Here is a 17,320-nt window from a genome sequence, read left to right as displayed (position 1 = left end):
GTTAACATAAGCAACTTCTTGCCTTTTTCCTTTTAAATACAGGAAAAAAAGTTAGCGCTAGGCCGGAAGTCACCTTGACGAATTTATCCAATTATATGCATTTTTATGATTGGATCAATAAAACTACATGCAATTTCAAATGTTGCTTCTATACTCAATTCTGACGTATCAAGCAAGTGGGCGTTTTTTGCTGGTTTTAGTGGGCTTTGTTTGCGCGTTATATCGCGACTGTCGCGCTGTTCAAGTTGAGCTAGGATTTCATGATAATTTGCTTGAACACCTTTTTTAAAAATCTCTTGGTAGCGGCGTTTGGCGCGTGTTTGAACATTGGCTAGAATATAAAACTTGATATCGGCATCAGGACAAACAATCGTTCCGATATCACGCCCATCAAGCACACAGCCGGGCAAAACTTTAGCAAAGTTGCGTTGTTTTTCGACAAGAATTTTGCGTACAGCAGGGTTAATTGCTATTTTTGAAGCCGCTTCACCAAGTTCATGAGAAGAAAGAAGAGAAGGATTTAAGGTATTAAAATCAAGTTCTTTAGCATAAATAATAGCATTACTTTCATCATGAAGAGATAAATTTTGTTGTAAAAGCGCATAAGCAACACCACGATAAGTGAGACCAGTATCGAGATGATGAAGATGATAATGTGCAGCAATTTTACGTGCTAAGGTTCCTTTGCCTGAGGCTGCAGGTCCATCAATAGCAATAACAAAAGGCTTCAAGCGATTCTCCCCCCAAGTTTTTTTATAAAAGGAATAAACTCTGGAAAGCTCGTAGCGATCATTCGTTTATCATCAATGGTAACAGGTTTTTCTGACACAAGCCCAAAAATGAGAAAACACATAGCAATTCGATGATCAAGATGTGTGGCAACATACCCACCCCCCAAACCTTTGGCAGAACCTTTTCCATAAACAACAAGAAAATCTTGACCTTCTTCACAGTCTACGCCATTAATTTTTAATCCTTGAGCAACAGCAGACAATCGATCTGATTCTTTTACACGCAATTCTTCAATGCCTAGCATAACTGTTTTGCCTTCTGCAAAGGCTGCTGCTACTGCCAAAGCAGGATATTCATCTATCATCGATGGAGCACGTTCTTTGGGCACCGTAACGCCTCTAAGGACCGATGATTTTATCCGTAGATCAGCAACATCCTCTCCACCTGTTTGACGTCGGTTCAAAAATTCAATTTGAGCACCCATTTCCCACAATGTTTCGATAAGTCCTATTCGAGAGTTATTTATCAAAACATTTTCAATGGTGATATCAGAGTCTTCTACAAGAAGGGCTGCGATAATTGGAAAAGCAGCAGAAGAAGGATCACCCGGAATATGAATCGTTTGTCCAGTAAGATGGGGTTGACCATTAAGATGAATCAAACGCGCACCTTCGTTATCTTTTTCTATTTCAAGTTGCGCACCGAATGCTTTTAACATTTTTTCCGTATGATCTCGTGTCAGAACTGGTTCAATAACAGTTGTAGTGCCGGCGGTGTTGAGTCCAGCAAGCAGGATTGCTGATTTAATTTGGGAGGAAGCTATTGGAACACGGTAACGTATCGGATTAGCCATTTTCGGACCATAAAGCGTTAAAGGAAGGTGATCGTCGCGCGTTGCCTCAATTTCAACCCCCATGAGACGCAGTGGATCAAGGATACGTCCCATTGGACGTTTAGAGAGAGAAGAATCACCAATAAAGGTTGTTTTCATATGATACGGACCAACCATTCCCATAACCAAACGAGCACCTGTTCCAGCGTTTCCAAAGTCTAAAGGTTTTTGTGCAGCTAAAAGGCAACCATTCCCTGTTCCTCGTATGATCCAGAAGTCTTCTTTTTTAATAATACAGGCACCCATAGCTTGCATAGCAGCAGCTGTATTGAGTACATCAGCGCTTTCAAGTAATCCATGAATATATGTCTCACCACTTGCTAATCCTCCCAATATAAGAGAGCGATGAGAGATTGATTTATCTCCTGGTATTTGAATTTTTCCAGAGAGACTACTCGATTTATAGGTGGTTATAGGGATTGCTTTTTGCATGGAAATTCTATTTAATTCTATCTAACTTTTATGAAATTGTGCATCCTTTAGCACATGCTTTAAAAGACGTCATGAAAAAATCACTGTGGAACAGTGTATTTATCTTTGACAAAGGTATTATTTTTCGATTAAGCACCATAAAATTTATCTTTTAATGGAATAATAGTTAATCAAAGAGGCACGGCTTATGGCAAAACAAGAACTCGGAACTAAACGTGTTGATCCAGAAACAGGAAAAAAATTTTACGATCTAAATCGCGATCCTATTGTGTCGCCCTATACAGGAATTTCTTATCCGCGTTCTTACTTTGAAGTTGCAGCAGCTGAAGCAAATAATGAAGAAGAAGTTGATACTGAAGAGCTTGATACAGCACTTGAAAAATCTGCTTTTATGCTTCTTGAAGATGATGATGTGGATTCTAAAGATGACGATCTTCCTGATTTAGAAGATAGTGATGTAGATCTTGGTGATGATGATGATGATACATTTTTGTCTCATGATGGTGACGATGAAGATGATGACGTTACTGATATTCTCGGAGGCGGTGTTTCTAATGATGATGATGCTTAAAAGAAGTAAAAGAGGACATCTTTTCCATTAAATGTAAATTCTTCTTGATCTTCAAGTTTGATCGTTCTAGAAAAGCTGGAATTGTATACTGTCCTTTTGGGACAATTTGTTTTTATAGGGGCTATAGCTCAGCTGGGAGAGCGCTTGCATGGCATGCAAGAGGTCAGCGGTTCGATCCCGCTTAGCTCCACCAAAAGGGCTAACTGTTCTATCAAGGGAATTAATTATAATAAAAGATGTGTGCATCAATTTAAAAGGTTTATGTGCTCTGTAACCATTGATCCAGTAGCGCGTTCCTTGCTTTAATGCTATCATTATGCGTTTCTAATCATTTGTTGGATTGTAAAGTTTTACTTTACATAACAATGGAAAGAGATCATTTTTTATGCTTTATATAGAAATAAAAAAGGGGCTATTTAACTGACACCTTATATTTTCAAAGGACAAAATTTGAATCCTTCTTCACCACAAAATCATAATCTGTTAATTATCGATATCCTTTTAAAAGGTAAGAAGTTCCTAAACAAAGATTTGGGAATAGAAGACTAAGATATATTTTCCAATTATTGCGAATCAGGATTTTTGTTGAATATTTTTAGTCTTATCAGATATCCTAGCAATTTAAAAAATTATCCTCTTGAGTAGCATTCACCAACTCAATACTGAAGCATGTTAAATCTTAAATAATGTATTGTTATCATTATAAATTATTTATATTATTAAGTGATAACTCTAAACAAAATAAACTTCTCTCACCATAAGCCATAACGCATTGAATCAATAGGATTCCTTCCTTACACATCACAAACGATGTTGGAGGTGTAGGAGTAAAGCAGTACCATCATTATACTTTTCAATCCCTAATGTTGCAAAAATTCTTATATTTGAGAATGTATGTTCATAAAAAACATTTTTAGTCTTTTCTTTCACAGTTCTTATCCACATGCCCATTGTGCTTGTTATGTACAAGCCAATGGTTTTATTGATTCAACCTCAAGAGATCTGAAACGATAAAACCCTACGCCATTCGAGATTCTTACTTTAATATAAATAACGATATATTATCTTTATAAATCAATATGCTTAAACCATTTAAGAAAAAGAATTAAAATGCTTCTCATAAATATTCTCAAATGCAAAAGCTATCACAACATTGGAGGCTGACTTGTTACTTCATAGGCGCTACAAATCTTTCTCTGAATACTCCCTACCCTGAGTATTCATTGTGTGTAAAGTTGCATATACCTTATCATCCTATAAACGGGAGTGTTTTTACAATACAATAAGATAACTTCTTTCAATTAAGATGGACTGGATGGACGAGTATGTTTTATTTCATACAATACTAAATACACTTAGTTCTTTTGAAGACTGTATTGCCCTCTTTATACAAAATAACGTTTTTTCGTTTAATGCATTTCTCGTTTTTTTATATCGAATATTTTACCCTTTTTATAATGCCCGAATTGCATTTGTTTTAATTGCTATTTTATACGCTTAGCAAAGAAAATATTCATGTAATAATCAGCCAGTAATACGCATAATGAAAATAAAAATGATATTATATTTTAAAATTTTCATAATCTCTGGTACTTAGCCCAATGCGAAATGCCAGCGCTAAATAGAAGATAATTTCCATTGTAAATTTTTTAAACAAAGGAGGTAAAAATGTCGAGAGTATCTTCAAACACATTGTGTATTGCAAAAGCTTTCTGTCGCTTGAGTTTATTCTAAAGAAACAATTTATTTCATTGAACGATCGGAAAAACGACACTATTTTATCATATCATAAGGGTTTTTTCTTTCGAATAATTTCACCACATCAATTCTCTGATTGAGATTTTCAAAATCCTCCCTAACGCCATCCACATCTCTTTAATTGCTGTTCATAGAGTTTCGATATTCTCGCCATGCGCTGTGCTGCCTGTGAAAGTGCAACAGTGACATGCCCGCCACTACGCGCATAAGCACCATGTCCCATATGATAATTTAAATAAAGGCTATATGCATCATCAAACCTCACGCCATTGCGTTGAACACTTTGGCGATGATACCAAGCAACAAAATCAGCAGCATCTGCGAAATTCGTACGCCATGCAAAAGACTTTCCTGTAGAGCGAAGATACATTGCCCATGTACTGTCAAGCGCTTGAGCATAACCATAAGCTGTCGACCGACGCTTCCATGGGATAAAACCAAGTAGTTTTTTGCGTGGAGGACGTGCATTATGACGAAAACTTGATTCCATATTAATGGTTGCAAGAATAATAGGCATAGGAATCCCATAGCGCATTTCTGCCTTTTGAGACGCCTTTCCCCAATTATCAAAAAAACCATTTTTTTGTGCTAAAATAGCGCAAGCATTGTTTGTGTGAGTGGGAGTGGTTGTTGCACAGCCCCCTAGCAGAAACACCAATGCCCCTAAAAACAAAAGGTGTCGCATATTCTCTATTCCTCTCGTTTAAGAAATAAAACAAGATAGAGATACTAAAAAATGATTACCAATCAATAAAGAGCGTGATCTAACTTGTGATATTTAAGAAAATTGTTTTGCGTTATTCCTCATCAACTAAACGCAATGTTTGTGACTGAGCGGATGTTGTCATTTTTGTTGGCTCAGAGTAATTTTCTTTTAATTCGAAAGTTTCAATGCGATTTGCCCGTTTCATAATTTTGGAAGATGATATTAAAATTCCCTCTATATCTTCACCTGCTTTGTAAAAGTGCTTCTGTAGGGCGCGAACACGCATATCCATTCGTCCAAAATCTTCCATCAGTTTTGCCACTTCCGATTGAATTAAATGCGCTTGTTCACGCATCCGCGCATCTTTCATAATGGTTTGTACAACCTGGACAGAGAGCATCAACAAAGATGGTGAAACAATAATCACATGGGCTCTATTGGCTTTTTGTACCAATGCCTCAAAGTCCTCATAAATTGTTGCAAAAATTGATTCCGATGGCACAAAAAGGAAAGCAGTGTCATGGGTTTCTCCAGGAATTAAATATTTCTGCGCAATATCACGGATATGGACTTCCATATCGGTACGAAATTGGCGTTCTGCCTCTTGACGCTCTTGCGTTGATGCGGCTTTACGCATAGCATTCCAAGCCTCTAGAGGGAATTTAGCATCAACAACAAGAGAAGGTGCTTTATTGGGCATATGAATAAGACAATCTGGGCGCTTTCCGTTGGAAAGAGCAGCCTGAAAAGCATAGGCATTTGCTGGTAAGGCATCAGCAATAATTGCTTCCATCCGCCCCTGACCAAAGGTACCACGTGTCTGCTTATTACTTAAAATGGATTGCAACTGAACAACTTGTCCCGTAAGCGATTGAATATTATTTTGTGCCGCATCAATCACTGCTAAACGTTCTTGCAAACGATTCAAATTTTCATAAGTGGATTTAGTCTGTACCTGAAGTGTTTGACCTAAGCTTGTTGTCATTCCATTGAGTTGCTCACTGAGCGATTTATTCAATTCAGCTTGCCGTTGACCAAAAATTTCCGCCATCGTTTGCATTCGCCCTTGCATTTCAGCTTGTGTTTTTAGCAAGGTAGCCATCTGCATTTGTGCTTCACGTGCGCGTTCAGCAATTTCATTTTCCAAAAATGCTTTTTTTCGATGAGAATGTATCAGCATAAAAAATGCCAAACAGACAAGTGTAAATAAAAGTAAAACGATTAATTTAGAAAAAAACTCACCAGTGAGTATAGAAAAAAACGAATCAAACATAAATTGTAATATAACGCTCTTATGGTAAAAAAATGCAAGAATCCGTTATTCAATATTGACCAATAACAAACCTTTGATTAATCTCTTCTTATGCCAATAAGATCTTTAGTTATTTTACCTGATCCGATTTTACGGGAAGAGTCCAAACCCGTTGAGCAGGTCGATTCAGCTCTCCAAAAACTTGCGGATGATATGTTGGAGACCATGTATCATTCTAAAGGTGTTGGTCTTGCTGCTATTCAAATTGGTATACCACTACGTATGTTGGTTATGGATGTCTCTGGAAATTCTGAAGATGAGCAGAAAAAACCGCTTGTTATTATCAACCCTGAGATTTTATGGCTTTCAGATGAGCGCAATATTTATAAAGAAGGTTGTCTTTCTATTCCTGACTATTTTGCGGAAGTTGAACGCCCTAAACGTCTGCGTGTTCGCTATCAGGACCGTGAAGGAAAACAGACAGAAATTGAAGCAGATGATCTCTTGGCGACTTGCTTACAGCATGAAATTGATCATTTAAATGGGCGTCTTTTTATTGATTACATTTCAAAGATCAAACGCGATATGGTGATACGAAAATTTAAAAAACGCGCAAAAGAAAAAAACACACAGGAAGCAGTTTTGTAATGGCATTACGGTTAAGTTTTATGGGAACACCAGATTTTTCTGTTCCCATTTTACATGCTTTATTGAATGCTGGTCATGATGTTGTCGCTGTTTATAGTCAACCCCCTCGTCCAGCAGGACGTCGGGGGCTTAAATTAATCCCCTCAGCTGTTCACACGGTAGCAAAAGAAAAATCTATTCCTATCTTTACGCCTCAAACACTTAAAACAGCCGAACAACAAGAAAAATTTGCAGCACTTTCTGTTGATGCTGCTATTGTCGTGGCTTATGGACTCCTGTTACCCAAAGCTATTCTCGAAGCACCGCGTTTTGGTTGTTTTAATGCCCACGCTTCACTCTTACCACGTTGGCGTGGTGCTGCACCTATTCAACGAGCAATTATGGCCGGTGATAAGGAAACAGGTATCATGATCATGAAAATGGATGAAGGACTTGATACAGGACCTATTGCTCTTTCTCGTTCTCTCCCTATTACTGATAGCGCCACCAGCGCTGAGCTTTCAAATAAACTTTCAAATATAGCCGCAGAACTTATGATAGAAGCTCTATCAACTCTTGAAAAAGGACAACTTAAACTGACCCCACAATCAGAGGAAGGCATCACCTATGCAGCCAAAATTAGGAAAGAAGAAACCCGCATTGATTGGACAAAACCTGCAGAGTTTATTCATAGGCATATTCGCGCGCTCTCTCCCTCTCCTAGTTGCTGGTGCAATATGAATATCGGTGGACGAGAAGAACGCGTAAAAATTATTGAAAGTCGCTTAACAACAGGAGCTTCTTTTGAAATTGGGAGGATAGAACCAAATTCTTTGATTATTCATTGTGGACAAGGACGGATAGAAATAACCTCTCTCCAAAGATCTGGCGGTAAAATTCTTGATAGCGCAACATTCTTGCGAGGCGCTCATATTTCTGCTGTTTTTTAATATGCCACGTTTTAAACTCACTCTTGAATACGATGGTTCAAATTATGCTGGTTGGCAGCGTCAAGTGGAGCTTCACACGATACAAGGAGCTCTTGAACAAGCGATTTTTTACTTCAGTGGACAACAATTGACCATAACAACAGCAGGACGAACGGATGCAGGGGTGCATGCCACGGGACAAGTTGCCCATGTTGATTTTGAAAAAAACTGGCCCCCCCATACTGTGCGTGACGCACTCAATGCTCTTTTACGTAAACAGGGAGAAGCGATTTCAATCCTAAACGTACAAAATGTCCCTGATGACTTTGATGCACGATTTTCCGCTGTAAAGCGCCATTATCTTTTTAAAATTCTCAATCGCCGCTCTCCACCAGCTCTAAATGCCAAACGCGTATGGTGGATACCAAAACCTCTTAATGCTGAAGCTATGCATGAAGCTGCGCAAAAGCTTGTTGGACAACATGATTTTACAACTTTCCGTTCAGCACATTGCCAAGCCAAAAGCCCTATTCGTACCCTTGAACGCCTTGATGTTCAAAGAGAAGGAGAGGAAATCTTCCTTTATGCACAAGCTCGTTCTTTTCTTCATCATCAAATCCGTTCATTCGCAGGAAGCCTCATGGAAGTGGGTATTGGACGTTGGACAACACAAGATCTTGAAGCAGCTCTTCACGCTAAAGATCGCAAACGCTGTGGTGTTGTTGCCCCCCCCTCAGGACTTTATTTAACCAAAGTAGAATATTAATGATCCTTCAAGCGTTAACGCCTCAAAAACTGTTAAGGCAGCATATAAAAAGAACGAATTTCTTCAAACGCTTCTGCTGCTGTATTGACAAATTTCACAAAATTAACATCACTGGGAGAGATCGTACCTTGTGCAGATAGATACTCAAAGTTGATAGCATTGCTCCAAAATTCTTTGCCAAACAATAAAATTGGTACCTGTTTCATACGCCCCGTCTGTACTAAAGTTAACGTCTCAAACAGTTCATCCAGAGTCCCAAATCCTCCAGGAAAAATGGCTAATGCTTTCGCTCGTAATAAAAAATGCATTTTTCGCATCCCTAAATAGTGAAAATTAAAACACAAATGCGGCGAAACATATGAATTAGGCTCTTGCTCATGCGGTAAAATAATATTCAAGCCAATTGTTGGAGCCCCAACATCACAAGCACCACGATTTCCCGCCTCCATGATCCCTGGTCCGCCCCCCGTAACAACCACAAATTCACGATATTCTGTCGTAGCAGAATAAAGTGAGCACAAACGCGCAAACTCTCTTGCTTCATCGTAATAATGTGACATAGCACGCAAATTTTTCTTTTGTGTTTCATTTTTTGCTGCCCACGCAGCTTGCCTAGGTTCAGGAATGCGCGCACCACCAAACAAAACAACTGTCGATTGAATATTATATTCTTTAAGAGTTATTTCCGGCTTTAAAAATTCAAGACCAATACGTTGTGAGCGCAGCTCTGGACGCATCATAAACTCTTGATCGATATAGGCTAAACGATAAGTAGACGAACGCACCTGTGCTGAATTAGAAACTTTATGTATTTGTTGTAGAGCATCCTTCGTATGGAGAAGTGGTGTCCAGTTTTCTTGCTCTGCTTTTCTTTTTTCTTTACAGCCTTTTTTCATGCACCTGTCCTACTTCCTCATCGTTTTATTGACTGAAAACATTTCTTCGCGTAAGTCATAGAGAATAAATCTTGAAGCTTTCAACTTGTTTAACGGAACTATGTTCATGATCAATCTCACACAACTTGAAATCATTATCGAAAAAGCATTTGATGATCGTGATTCTATTGATACTACCACAAAAGGTGAAATTCGTGAGAGTGTCGAACACGCATTGAATCTTCTCGATAAAGGTGCAATTCGCGTCGCAGAACGGCAAAAAAACGGACAATGGCATGTTCATCAATGGTTGAAAAAAGCTGTTTTGCTCTCTTTTCGGCTTAACCCTATGCAAATTATTGCCGGTGGTGTAAATGGAACACATTGGTGGGATAAAGTTCCTTCAAAATTCTCTGGTTGGCAAGAGGCAGATTTTAAAAGTGCTGATTTCCGTTCCGTTCCTGGAGCCATTGTACGTCATTCTGCTTACATTGCACCCAATGTTATATTGATGCCATCCTTTGTCAATCTCGGCGCCTTTATCGATGAAGGAACAATGGTTGATACATGGACCACCGTTGGTTCTTGTGCACAAATTGGTAAACATGTTCATCTTTCTGGCGGTGTTGGTATTGGAGGTGTTTTGGAACCCCTGCAAGCAAATCCAACAATCATTGAAGATCACTGCTTTATCGGTGCACGCTCTGAAATTGTTGAAGGCTGTATTATTCGTGAAGGCGCTGTTTTAGGAATGGGAGTCTTTATTGGAAAATCAACAAAGATTATTGATCGTACAACAGGTGAAATTTTTATTGGTGAAGTACCAGCCTATTCAGTGGTTGTACCGGGTTCTCTCCCTGGAAAACCTTTACCAAATGGTGAAGCAGGCCCAAACCTTTATTGTGCTGTTATTGTAAAACGCGTTGATCAAAAAACACGAGAAAAAACATCCATTAATGATCTTTTACGTTCTTAGACACAAGATTAATGCATAATAATATTTTCTCGTTTTTTAACTTGAATAATAACCTCGAATACAAGGATTCTCTCATTTCAAATCCTTTCATAGTGAATCAATCACTATCATTTCCTTGCTCGTCACAAATGCTGTTGGTGTGTGGGTAAGAAACACTTCAAGAAAAGAGTGAAATACCTTTAATGAATTCTCTCTATCGCCAAGAGCTATCATAATATTTTGAGCTGAAAAAGAGTATGATGGGTGCGCTTTGCACCTTTCTGACGCATAAAGATGTGGCGCCAAATGGGTTTCATGTAATTTACAATGAATTTCACATTATATTTTGTTGCAGCCCCCGTTGTGAAATGAAGTTTGATGTATTGAGAGATGTTTCTTTGAAACAAGTGCAACAAACGTGCAATACAACAAATGTATTTTGTTTAAAGCATTCTGTTTTACATGAGAAAGTGACACCATTCGCAATACACAAAAACATGAAGCACAGTGCGATTCTATTTAAAAGTGTTCTTTAAGCACCTGAACCAATCGACAAAAGCAAAAGCGCAACCAATGAGAGAAAATATTCCTTTTTCCATTATTTATTCATTTTGAGCGCTTGGATAAAGGCCGATTGTGGAATTTCTACTTTTCCAAATTGGCGCATCCGCTTTTTGCCTTCTTTTTGCTTTTCCAAAAGTTTGCGCTTACGCGTAACATCACCCCCATAACATTTCGCTGTTACATCTTTACGCAAAGCACGAATTGTTTCGCGCGCTATAACCTTACCACCAATAGCCGCTTGAACTGGAATCTGAAACATATGCTGAGGAATAAGATCTTTCAGTTTTTCACACATGGAACGCCCGCGCTTTTCTGCAATCGTGCGGTGCACAAGCATAGACAATGCATCTATAGACTCTCCATTTACCAAAATAGACATTTTAACTAAATCACCTTCTGCATAATCTGTCATTTGATAATCAAAAGAAGCATAACCCTTTGAAATCGATTTTAGCCGATCATAAAAATCAAAAACAACTTCATTCAGTGGTAAATCATACGTTACCATAGCACGAGTTCCAACATAGGACAAACCAACCTGTACCCCGCGCCGCTCTTGGCATAGTTCTAAAATTGACCCAAGATAATTATCAGGAGTCATGATTGTCGCCCGAATCCATGGTTCTTCTATGGAAGAAATTTTAACCACATCCGGCATATCTGCTGGATTGTGCAACTCTTTAACAGAACCATCATTCATATTCATGCGATAAACAACCGAAGGTGCTGTCGCAATTAAATCCAAATTAAACTCACGCTCTAACCGCTCTTGAATAATTTCAAGATGCAGAAGCCCCAAAAAGCCACAGCGAAAACCAAAACCCAAAGCCGCGGATGTTTCCATTTCAAAAGAAAAACTCGCATCATTTAAGCGTAATTTGCCCATGGCTGCACGCAAATCATCAAAATCGGCAGCATCAATTGGAAAAAGTCCACAAAAGACAACCGGTTGCGCCGGCTTAAAACCAGGCAAAGCATTTTCACAAGGACGACGCTCTTCAGTAATCGTATCCCCAACCCGTGTATCTGCTACCTCTTTGATAGAAGCAGTGATAAAACCAATCTCACCTGGTCCTAATTCATCAACTTGTACCATTTTAGGTGTAAAAACCCCAACGCGCTCAACTGGATATTTTGCTCCTGTACCCATCATACGAATGGTTTGGCCTTTTTTTAAAATACCATCTATCACCCGTACCAAAACAATGACACCAAGATATGCGTCATACCAGCTATCAACCAACATTGCTTTCAAGGGATTTGCAACATCGCCTGTATGTGGAGGTGGTAATTGTGCAACAATTGCCTCCAAAACATCAGGAACACCCAAACCTGTTTTTGCTGATATTTCTACTGCTTGAGATGTATCAATGCCTATCACATCTTCAATTTGTTCTTTAACTCGCTCAGGTTCTGCTGCTGGAAGATCAACTTTATTGAGAACAACAACCAACTCATGGGAATTATCAATGGCTTGATAAACATTTGCTAACGTCTGCGCCTCTACGCCTTGGCTTGCATCCACCACCAACAGAGAACCTTCACAAGCTGCCAGTGAACGCGAAACCTCATAAGCAAAATCCACATGACCTGGTGTATCCATAAGATTTAAAATATAGGTTTCACCATTCTTTGCCTTATAGTGTAAACGTACCGTTTGTGCTTTAATAGTAATTCCACGTTCACGCTCAATATCCATGGAATCGAGTACTTGTTCTTTCATCTCACGTGTTTCAAGCCCACCTGTTATTTGAATCAAACGATCAGCTAAAGTGGATTTGCCGTGATCAATATGCGCCACGATGGAAAAATTACGAATATAATTACGATCTATTGTCATATAAGGCGATTTAGCAAAGAATAATACAAAACGCAAAGACCAATTATGCTCCGGCTTCTATCAAAAGAATATAAACCTAAAAAGCTTCTCAAAACACAACTTTTCATAGACTAAAAAATGAGGCTTTTGTTTGCTAAATTAAATCCAAGGGTGCTAAAATGATCTTTTCACATCTTGTTTGATAACTCATATGCTGACATTATATAATAAGATATTAATTTATAAATATAATTTAGCATTATTTATATTGAATTAGAACCTTGAGTACCGTAAGATTCTCTCATTTCAAATCTGTATCTCTTGAATCAATTAAAATCACTTGCTTGCACATTACAAGCGGCATAAGTGTGTGGATAAAATTTATATAAGAAAGAACTAAAAATGGCTCTTATGAACCCGTTTTAATGCAAGAGCTGTCGGCAACACCCACGAGCTGGCAAATAGTGTGATGGTGCCGACTTACTTTTTCATAAGCGTAAAGATGGAGGTGCTCAATGGATTTACCGTTATACTATTATAGGCACCGTCGCGAAATGGGAGTTGAGAGCATTAAGAGATGTTTCTTTAAAACAAGCCCGTGAATATGCAACGCAATTATGGATGCGTATATCACTAAGGCTTGCAATAAAATTCGCAAGAAATGCTTTTTTATTTGTACGCAATAATCTGTTTTTTTCAGCAATCTTATAAAATAAAATGGATATTGAGAGAGATAATTTTCTTCTCAATGTTTAAAACTTTAGAAATAGGCTTTATTGAGTAAAGTTTTTATGCCCTTTTATATAACGCCTTTCTTCTTTCATTAAAGATAAAAAAACATCAAATCTCTTCTATTAATTTGTTAGTGCTTTGATTTGTAATGACTATTTATTGTTTTGCAATTTAAATGAAAACCCTGAATATCGCGAGCCTTTTTCATCTTAAGCTTGCTTATAGTAAATTAGTCAAATTTTTTACACATTACAAACAGAAGTGGACAAACAGGACTGGTGTGTGGATAAAGCCGTTTAAGGAATGAGTAAAATACCTCTTAATAAACTCTTTCAAGTACCAAAACTTGTCGTAATGGGAATTGATAAAGAAAATAATGCTATTAACTTTAACTTTTTATTTTAAGTAAAAATGGTGATATTTCATGGCCTTTATACATTTCACATGGACCATCAATGGGTACAACATCCATTGAAAAAATATGTCTTTTAAAAAAGTGCGTTAATGTACACCATTATGGGGGCTGCTTTGAGCGTTTCTATTTTGCATGGGAGTTAAAGAACAAAAGGAATAACGTGCGACAGTGCATAGTTTTCATTATTCAAAAATATTACCGTAGATGTTTTTGAAAGTTGTTAAAGCCGAATTTAAAAATGATCGTAAAGATGCGTATTAATTTTCACTTTTACAACTTAATGCTTAGCTCAATGAAGTTTGTTTTTCCTTTTCAGAGGTTAGAAAACAGATAGAAGCATACTCTTGCTCCAATTTGGCATGCAAAAGCTGGAATAATTTATAGAATTCTTAATCATCTTAATATTAAAAAAACTTTAAAAATGAAAACTCTACAAGCAAAAATCTCGTGCAATAAAATCATAATAAAAAAATGTATAGCTAATCAATTTTTTTAATTGCTTTATTTTTTTTACGCCATTGTGAAGGTTGTAATTCAGCCACAATGATCCCAATAAGAATAAGCAAACCGCCCAATAAAGCTAAGGGAGATAAACGTTCTCCAGCCAAACGCCCAACAATACCAGCCCATACCGGTTCACCTGCGTAAATGAGTGTCGCACGCGTAGGGGAAATAGACTTTTGTGCCCAATTCATAGCTAATTGAATGATGGCACTCATTAATGCCAATCCTATACCAATATTAAACCACACCCACGAAAATTCAGGAATGCTTTCACCCATCAAAGGCATACAAGCAAATGAAAAAAAACCACTAAAAAATAACTGAATAATGGTTACACGCCGACTATCAACCTTGTTCGCAAAAATTCCGATGAGTATGACTTCTCCAGCAATCGCTAATGCACCTAACAAAGTCAAAATTTCACCTTTTGAAAAATCAAAACTTCCAGGCTTTTGTCCTGAAATGAATACAAGCCCAATAAAAGCGAAAACAATACCAATCCAACATGCTAAACGGGGAGGTTTTTTAAACACAATCCATTGCAAGATTGGAACCATCGGTACATAAAGCGCTGTGATAAAAGCCGACTGACTACTAATAATCGTTTGAAGTCCAGCAGCTTGAAAAGCATACCCCAAAAACATGGCTAAACCAATCGCCATCCCAGCAAAAACTTCATAAACAGTTATCCTTTTTATAGAGCGCCAAAAAATTGCCCCACATATAAGAGATGCAACAATAAAACGAAATCCAACAAAAAATAGAGGACCGCTATAGCGTACCGCAATGTGAATGACTAAAAATGTAATGCCCCACAATATTGTCGCAGCAAATAGTGCCAATTCTGGTTTACTTAATAAAGGATATTTAAACTGTTTTATACTTTTCATGAAAAGCCTTCTCCTTCAATTTTCCGCACAATTTATGAAACAATAAGCGTTCCAATTCCCTGTTCGGTAAACAGTTCTAGTAAAACAGGATGAGGGGTTTTACCGTTTAAAATGACAACACCTTCCACACCATTTTGAAGGGCTTTTATACAAGTCTCTACTTTTGGGATCATGCCTCCTGAAATTGTTCCATTTTTGATAAGTTTCTCAGCTTCAGAAACTGTCAATTCTTTTAAAAGTTTACCCTGTTTATCCAAAACACCAGGAACATCAGTGAGAAATAAAAGGCGTTTAGCCTCTAATGCACCAGCAATAGCTCCAGCAAAAATATCAGCATTAATATTGTAAGTTTTACCATCGCGTCCTGGAGCCACAGGAGCAAGAACTGGTATCATTTCAGAACACGCTAAGAGATCTAGCAATGTGCGATCAACTTCAATAGGCTCACCAACAAACCCCAAATCTAAAACACGTTCAATATGAGAATCAGGATCAATGACAGTTTTATAAGCCTTTTCGGCAAAAACCATATTGCCATCCTTGCCGCATAATCCTATTGCCCATTCACCCTCAGCGTTGATGAGAGCAACAATTTCTTTGTTTATGGATCCCGCTAAAACCATTTCAACAACTTCAACAATCCGTTCATCGGTTACCCGTAAACCGTTTTCAAATCGTGATTCAATCCCCATTTTCATTAAAATTTTAGCAATTTGAGGTCCACCACCATGAACAACAATAGGATTAATCCCTGATTGCTTTAATAGAGCAATATCACGCGCAAATGCTCTTCCCAAAGCGGGATCACCCATAGCATGGCCGCCATATTTTACCACGACCGTTTCATTTTCATATTTTTGCATATAAGGTAAAGCAGACGATAAAAATGCTGCTTGTTTTTCCAAAACATCTACATCATCGTTTTTAGCATCATCCATCAATAGAGCCTCCTCATCACTTTTTACCATCTCTTAATGAAACTTAGGAAAAGTGAAAACAATAAAACCAAGCTTTACTCTATCCATCCCCCTGAAAATCGTCAATTTTCTTTTAATTTACGAAGATGAAACACAAAAAATATCCTTTAAAAATTGACCGTAAAAAATTAAACAAAATAGGTGTCAAAAAACGTCATTACTTTATGATCTTATGTATAAAATTGAAAAGCAAAATTTTGAAAATTTTTTAAGCGACGCCCTATATTCAATTCATTAATTTATACCTATGGATACTTAACAATGAATAGAAATATATACAACCATTGATTTTATAAGATAAAAGCAAAATTTTCTTATCATAATAAAATTAACCTATCGCCAAGATAAGAAACCACTCAACCGCTTTAGTAACCTATCTCAATTTTTCTTTAATGAAATTGTCAAACGAAGTTCGACCGGAGACTATAACTTTGGTTTTTAAAATTTGACTTTTTTCAATCATTAAACATGAGAAAATGTCAATTAAATATCCCTTTATGAAGAATTATAATACGTTGATTTATAATAATAATTTTATATATTTATAGCGTAAAACCCTAAATGAGAAGTCTGAATATAAGAATATTTTGTCATTTTAACTCTCACATTTCAAATCAATAAAAACCGTTGGCTTGTACGTTACAAATGAACTTGGTATTATAAATACTATAGAAAGCTTAAAATACCTCTTATTAATGCTCTCAATAGCAAAAGATGCAGCAATGTTTGAAACGAGGAATGATAGTGTCAACTTACGCATACATGAGCGTAAAAAGAGTGGTGTACAATGAAGTTTTATACCCTTTCAAGCACCATCGCATGCAATCGGGGTACATCCATTAGGAAATGTTGCTTCAAAATAAGCGTATAGATTTGTAACACAATGATCTTCTGTATGGGCGTAAGAGATTTACCTCTATTAAA

Annotated in this window: 13 protein-coding genes, 1 tRNA gene and 1 pseudogene; 7 read left to right on the top strand and 8 right to left on the bottom strand. The window is 37.4% G+C overall.

The genetic code is table 11. The features are described from left to right. Window positions 1-83: 83 nt before the first annotated feature. Entirely contained in the window at window positions 84-731 is a 648-nt protein-coding gene (gene cmk / locus ACFILZ_RS00875) for a (d)CMP kinase (protein ID WP_375610016.1), read from the bottom strand. After that, window positions 728-2,056 carry a 3-phosphoshikimate 1-carboxyvinyltransferase gene (gene aroA, locus ACFILZ_RS00870; protein ID WP_375606159.1) on the bottom strand — a complete coding sequence of 443 codons (1,329 nt, stop codon included), beginning with the start codon at window positions 2,054-2,056 and terminating at the stop codon, window positions 728-730. Before aroA ends, cmk begins: the two co-directional genes overlap by 4 nt. A 187-nt stretch (window positions 2,057-2,243) precedes the next feature. Here aroA and ACFILZ_RS00865 point away from each other — a divergent pair, with 187 nt between their 5' ends. After that, the gene (locus tag ACFILZ_RS00865) at window positions 2,244-2,627 is read left to right on the top strand and encodes a TIGR02300 family protein (RefSeq protein ID WP_375606158.1); all 384 of its coding nucleotides are present in this window, start codon (window positions 2,244-2,246) and stop codon (window positions 2,625-2,627) included. A 117-nt stretch (window positions 2,628-2,744) separates the two neighbouring features. Continuing rightward, window positions 2,745-2,820 (top strand) — tRNA-Ala (locus ACFILZ_RS00860). Window positions 2,821-4,482: 1,662 nt separating this feature from the next. On the opposite strand, the gene ACFILZ_RS00855 is transcribed toward ACFILZ_RS00860, so the two are convergent. Both ACFILZ_RS00855 and ACFILZ_RS00850 read right to left on the bottom strand, forming a co-directional pair. After that, window positions 4,483-5,070, bottom strand: a complete 588-nt coding sequence (locus tag ACFILZ_RS00855) for a hypothetical protein (RefSeq protein ID WP_375606157.1) — start codon at window positions 5,068-5,070, stop codon at window positions 4,483-4,485. A 112-nt stretch (window positions 5,071-5,182) separates the two neighbouring features. Further along, entirely contained in the window at window positions 5,183-6,364 is a 1,182-nt protein-coding gene (locus tag ACFILZ_RS00850; protein WP_375610015.1) for a DNA recombination protein RmuC, read from the bottom strand. Window positions 6,365-6,454: 90 nt separating this feature from the next. Here ACFILZ_RS00850 and def point away from each other — a divergent pair, with 90 nt between their 5' ends. From def to truA, 3 genes are read left to right on the top strand one after another with little or no spacing between them, the layout of a single operon-like run. Next, entirely contained in the window at window positions 6,455-6,991 is a 537-nt protein-coding gene (gene def / locus ACFILZ_RS00845; RefSeq protein ID WP_375606155.1) for a peptide deformylase, read from the top strand. After that, window positions 6,991-7,920: a methionyl-tRNA formyltransferase gene (fmt, locus tag ACFILZ_RS00840; RefSeq protein WP_375606154.1), complete on the top strand. Its 930-nt coding sequence runs from the start codon at window positions 6,991-6,993 to the stop codon at window positions 7,918-7,920. The genes def and fmt overlap by 1 nt, the downstream gene beginning before the upstream one ends. A gap of 1 nt (window position 7,921) precedes the next feature. Beyond that, window positions 7,922-8,665 (top strand): tRNA pseudouridine(38-40) synthase TruA, encoded by a 744-nt coding sequence (gene truA, locus ACFILZ_RS00835; protein WP_375610014.1) that lies wholly within the window; start codon window positions 7,922-7,924, stop codon window positions 8,663-8,665. Window positions 8,666-8,697: 32 nt separating this feature from the next. Here truA and ACFILZ_RS00830 read toward each other — a convergent pair whose 3' ends face one another. Continuing rightward, complete coding sequence (locus ACFILZ_RS00830; RefSeq protein WP_375606152.1) at window positions 8,698-9,561, bottom strand: LOG family protein; 864 nt, start codon at window positions 9,559-9,561, stop codon at window positions 8,698-8,700. Window positions 9,562-9,667: 106 nt separating this feature from the next. Between ACFILZ_RS00830 and dapD the strand changes: the two genes are divergently transcribed. Continuing rightward, window positions 9,668-10,516, top strand: coding sequence for a 2,3,4,5-tetrahydropyridine-2,6-dicarboxylate N-succinyltransferase (gene dapD, locus ACFILZ_RS00825; RefSeq protein WP_375610013.1), 849 nt, complete (start codon window positions 9,668-9,670; stop codon window positions 10,514-10,516). A gap of 577 nt (window positions 10,517-11,093) precedes the next feature. Here dapD and lepA read toward each other — a convergent pair. Then, window positions 11,094-12,899, bottom strand: a complete 1,806-nt coding sequence (gene lepA, locus ACFILZ_RS00820; RefSeq protein WP_375610054.1) for a translation elongation factor 4 — start codon at window positions 12,897-12,899, stop codon at window positions 11,094-11,096. Between the two features lie 447 nt (window positions 12,900-13,346). Between lepA and ACFILZ_RS00815 the strand changes: the two are divergent. Then, window positions 13,347-13,490, top strand: a pseudogene (locus ACFILZ_RS00815) (integrase); the annotation flags it as partial. A 1,014-nt stretch (window positions 13,491-14,504) separates the two neighbouring features. Here ACFILZ_RS00815 and ACFILZ_RS00810 read toward each other — a convergent pair. Both ACFILZ_RS00810 and argB read right to left on the bottom strand, forming a co-directional pair. Continuing rightward, the gene (locus tag ACFILZ_RS00810; protein WP_375606150.1) at window positions 14,505-15,419 is read right to left on the bottom strand and encodes a DMT family transporter; all 915 of its coding nucleotides are present in this window, start codon (window positions 15,417-15,419) and stop codon (window positions 14,505-14,507) included. A 32-nt stretch (window positions 15,420-15,451) separates the two neighbouring features. Next, window positions 15,452-16,357 carry an acetylglutamate kinase gene (argB, locus tag ACFILZ_RS00805; protein ID WP_375606149.1) on the bottom strand — a complete coding sequence of 302 codons (906 nt, stop codon included), beginning with the start codon at window positions 16,355-16,357 and terminating at the stop codon, window positions 15,452-15,454. Window positions 16,358-17,320: the final 963 nt, after the last annotated feature.

This window comes from Bartonella sp. AP40SXNS (assembly GCF_042195825.1).
Lineage (GTDB): Bacteria > Pseudomonadota > Alphaproteobacteria > Rhizobiales > Rhizobiaceae > Bartonella.
Note: the sequence above shows the minus strand (reverse complement) of the source record. Positions and strands in the feature narration are given on the sequence as shown.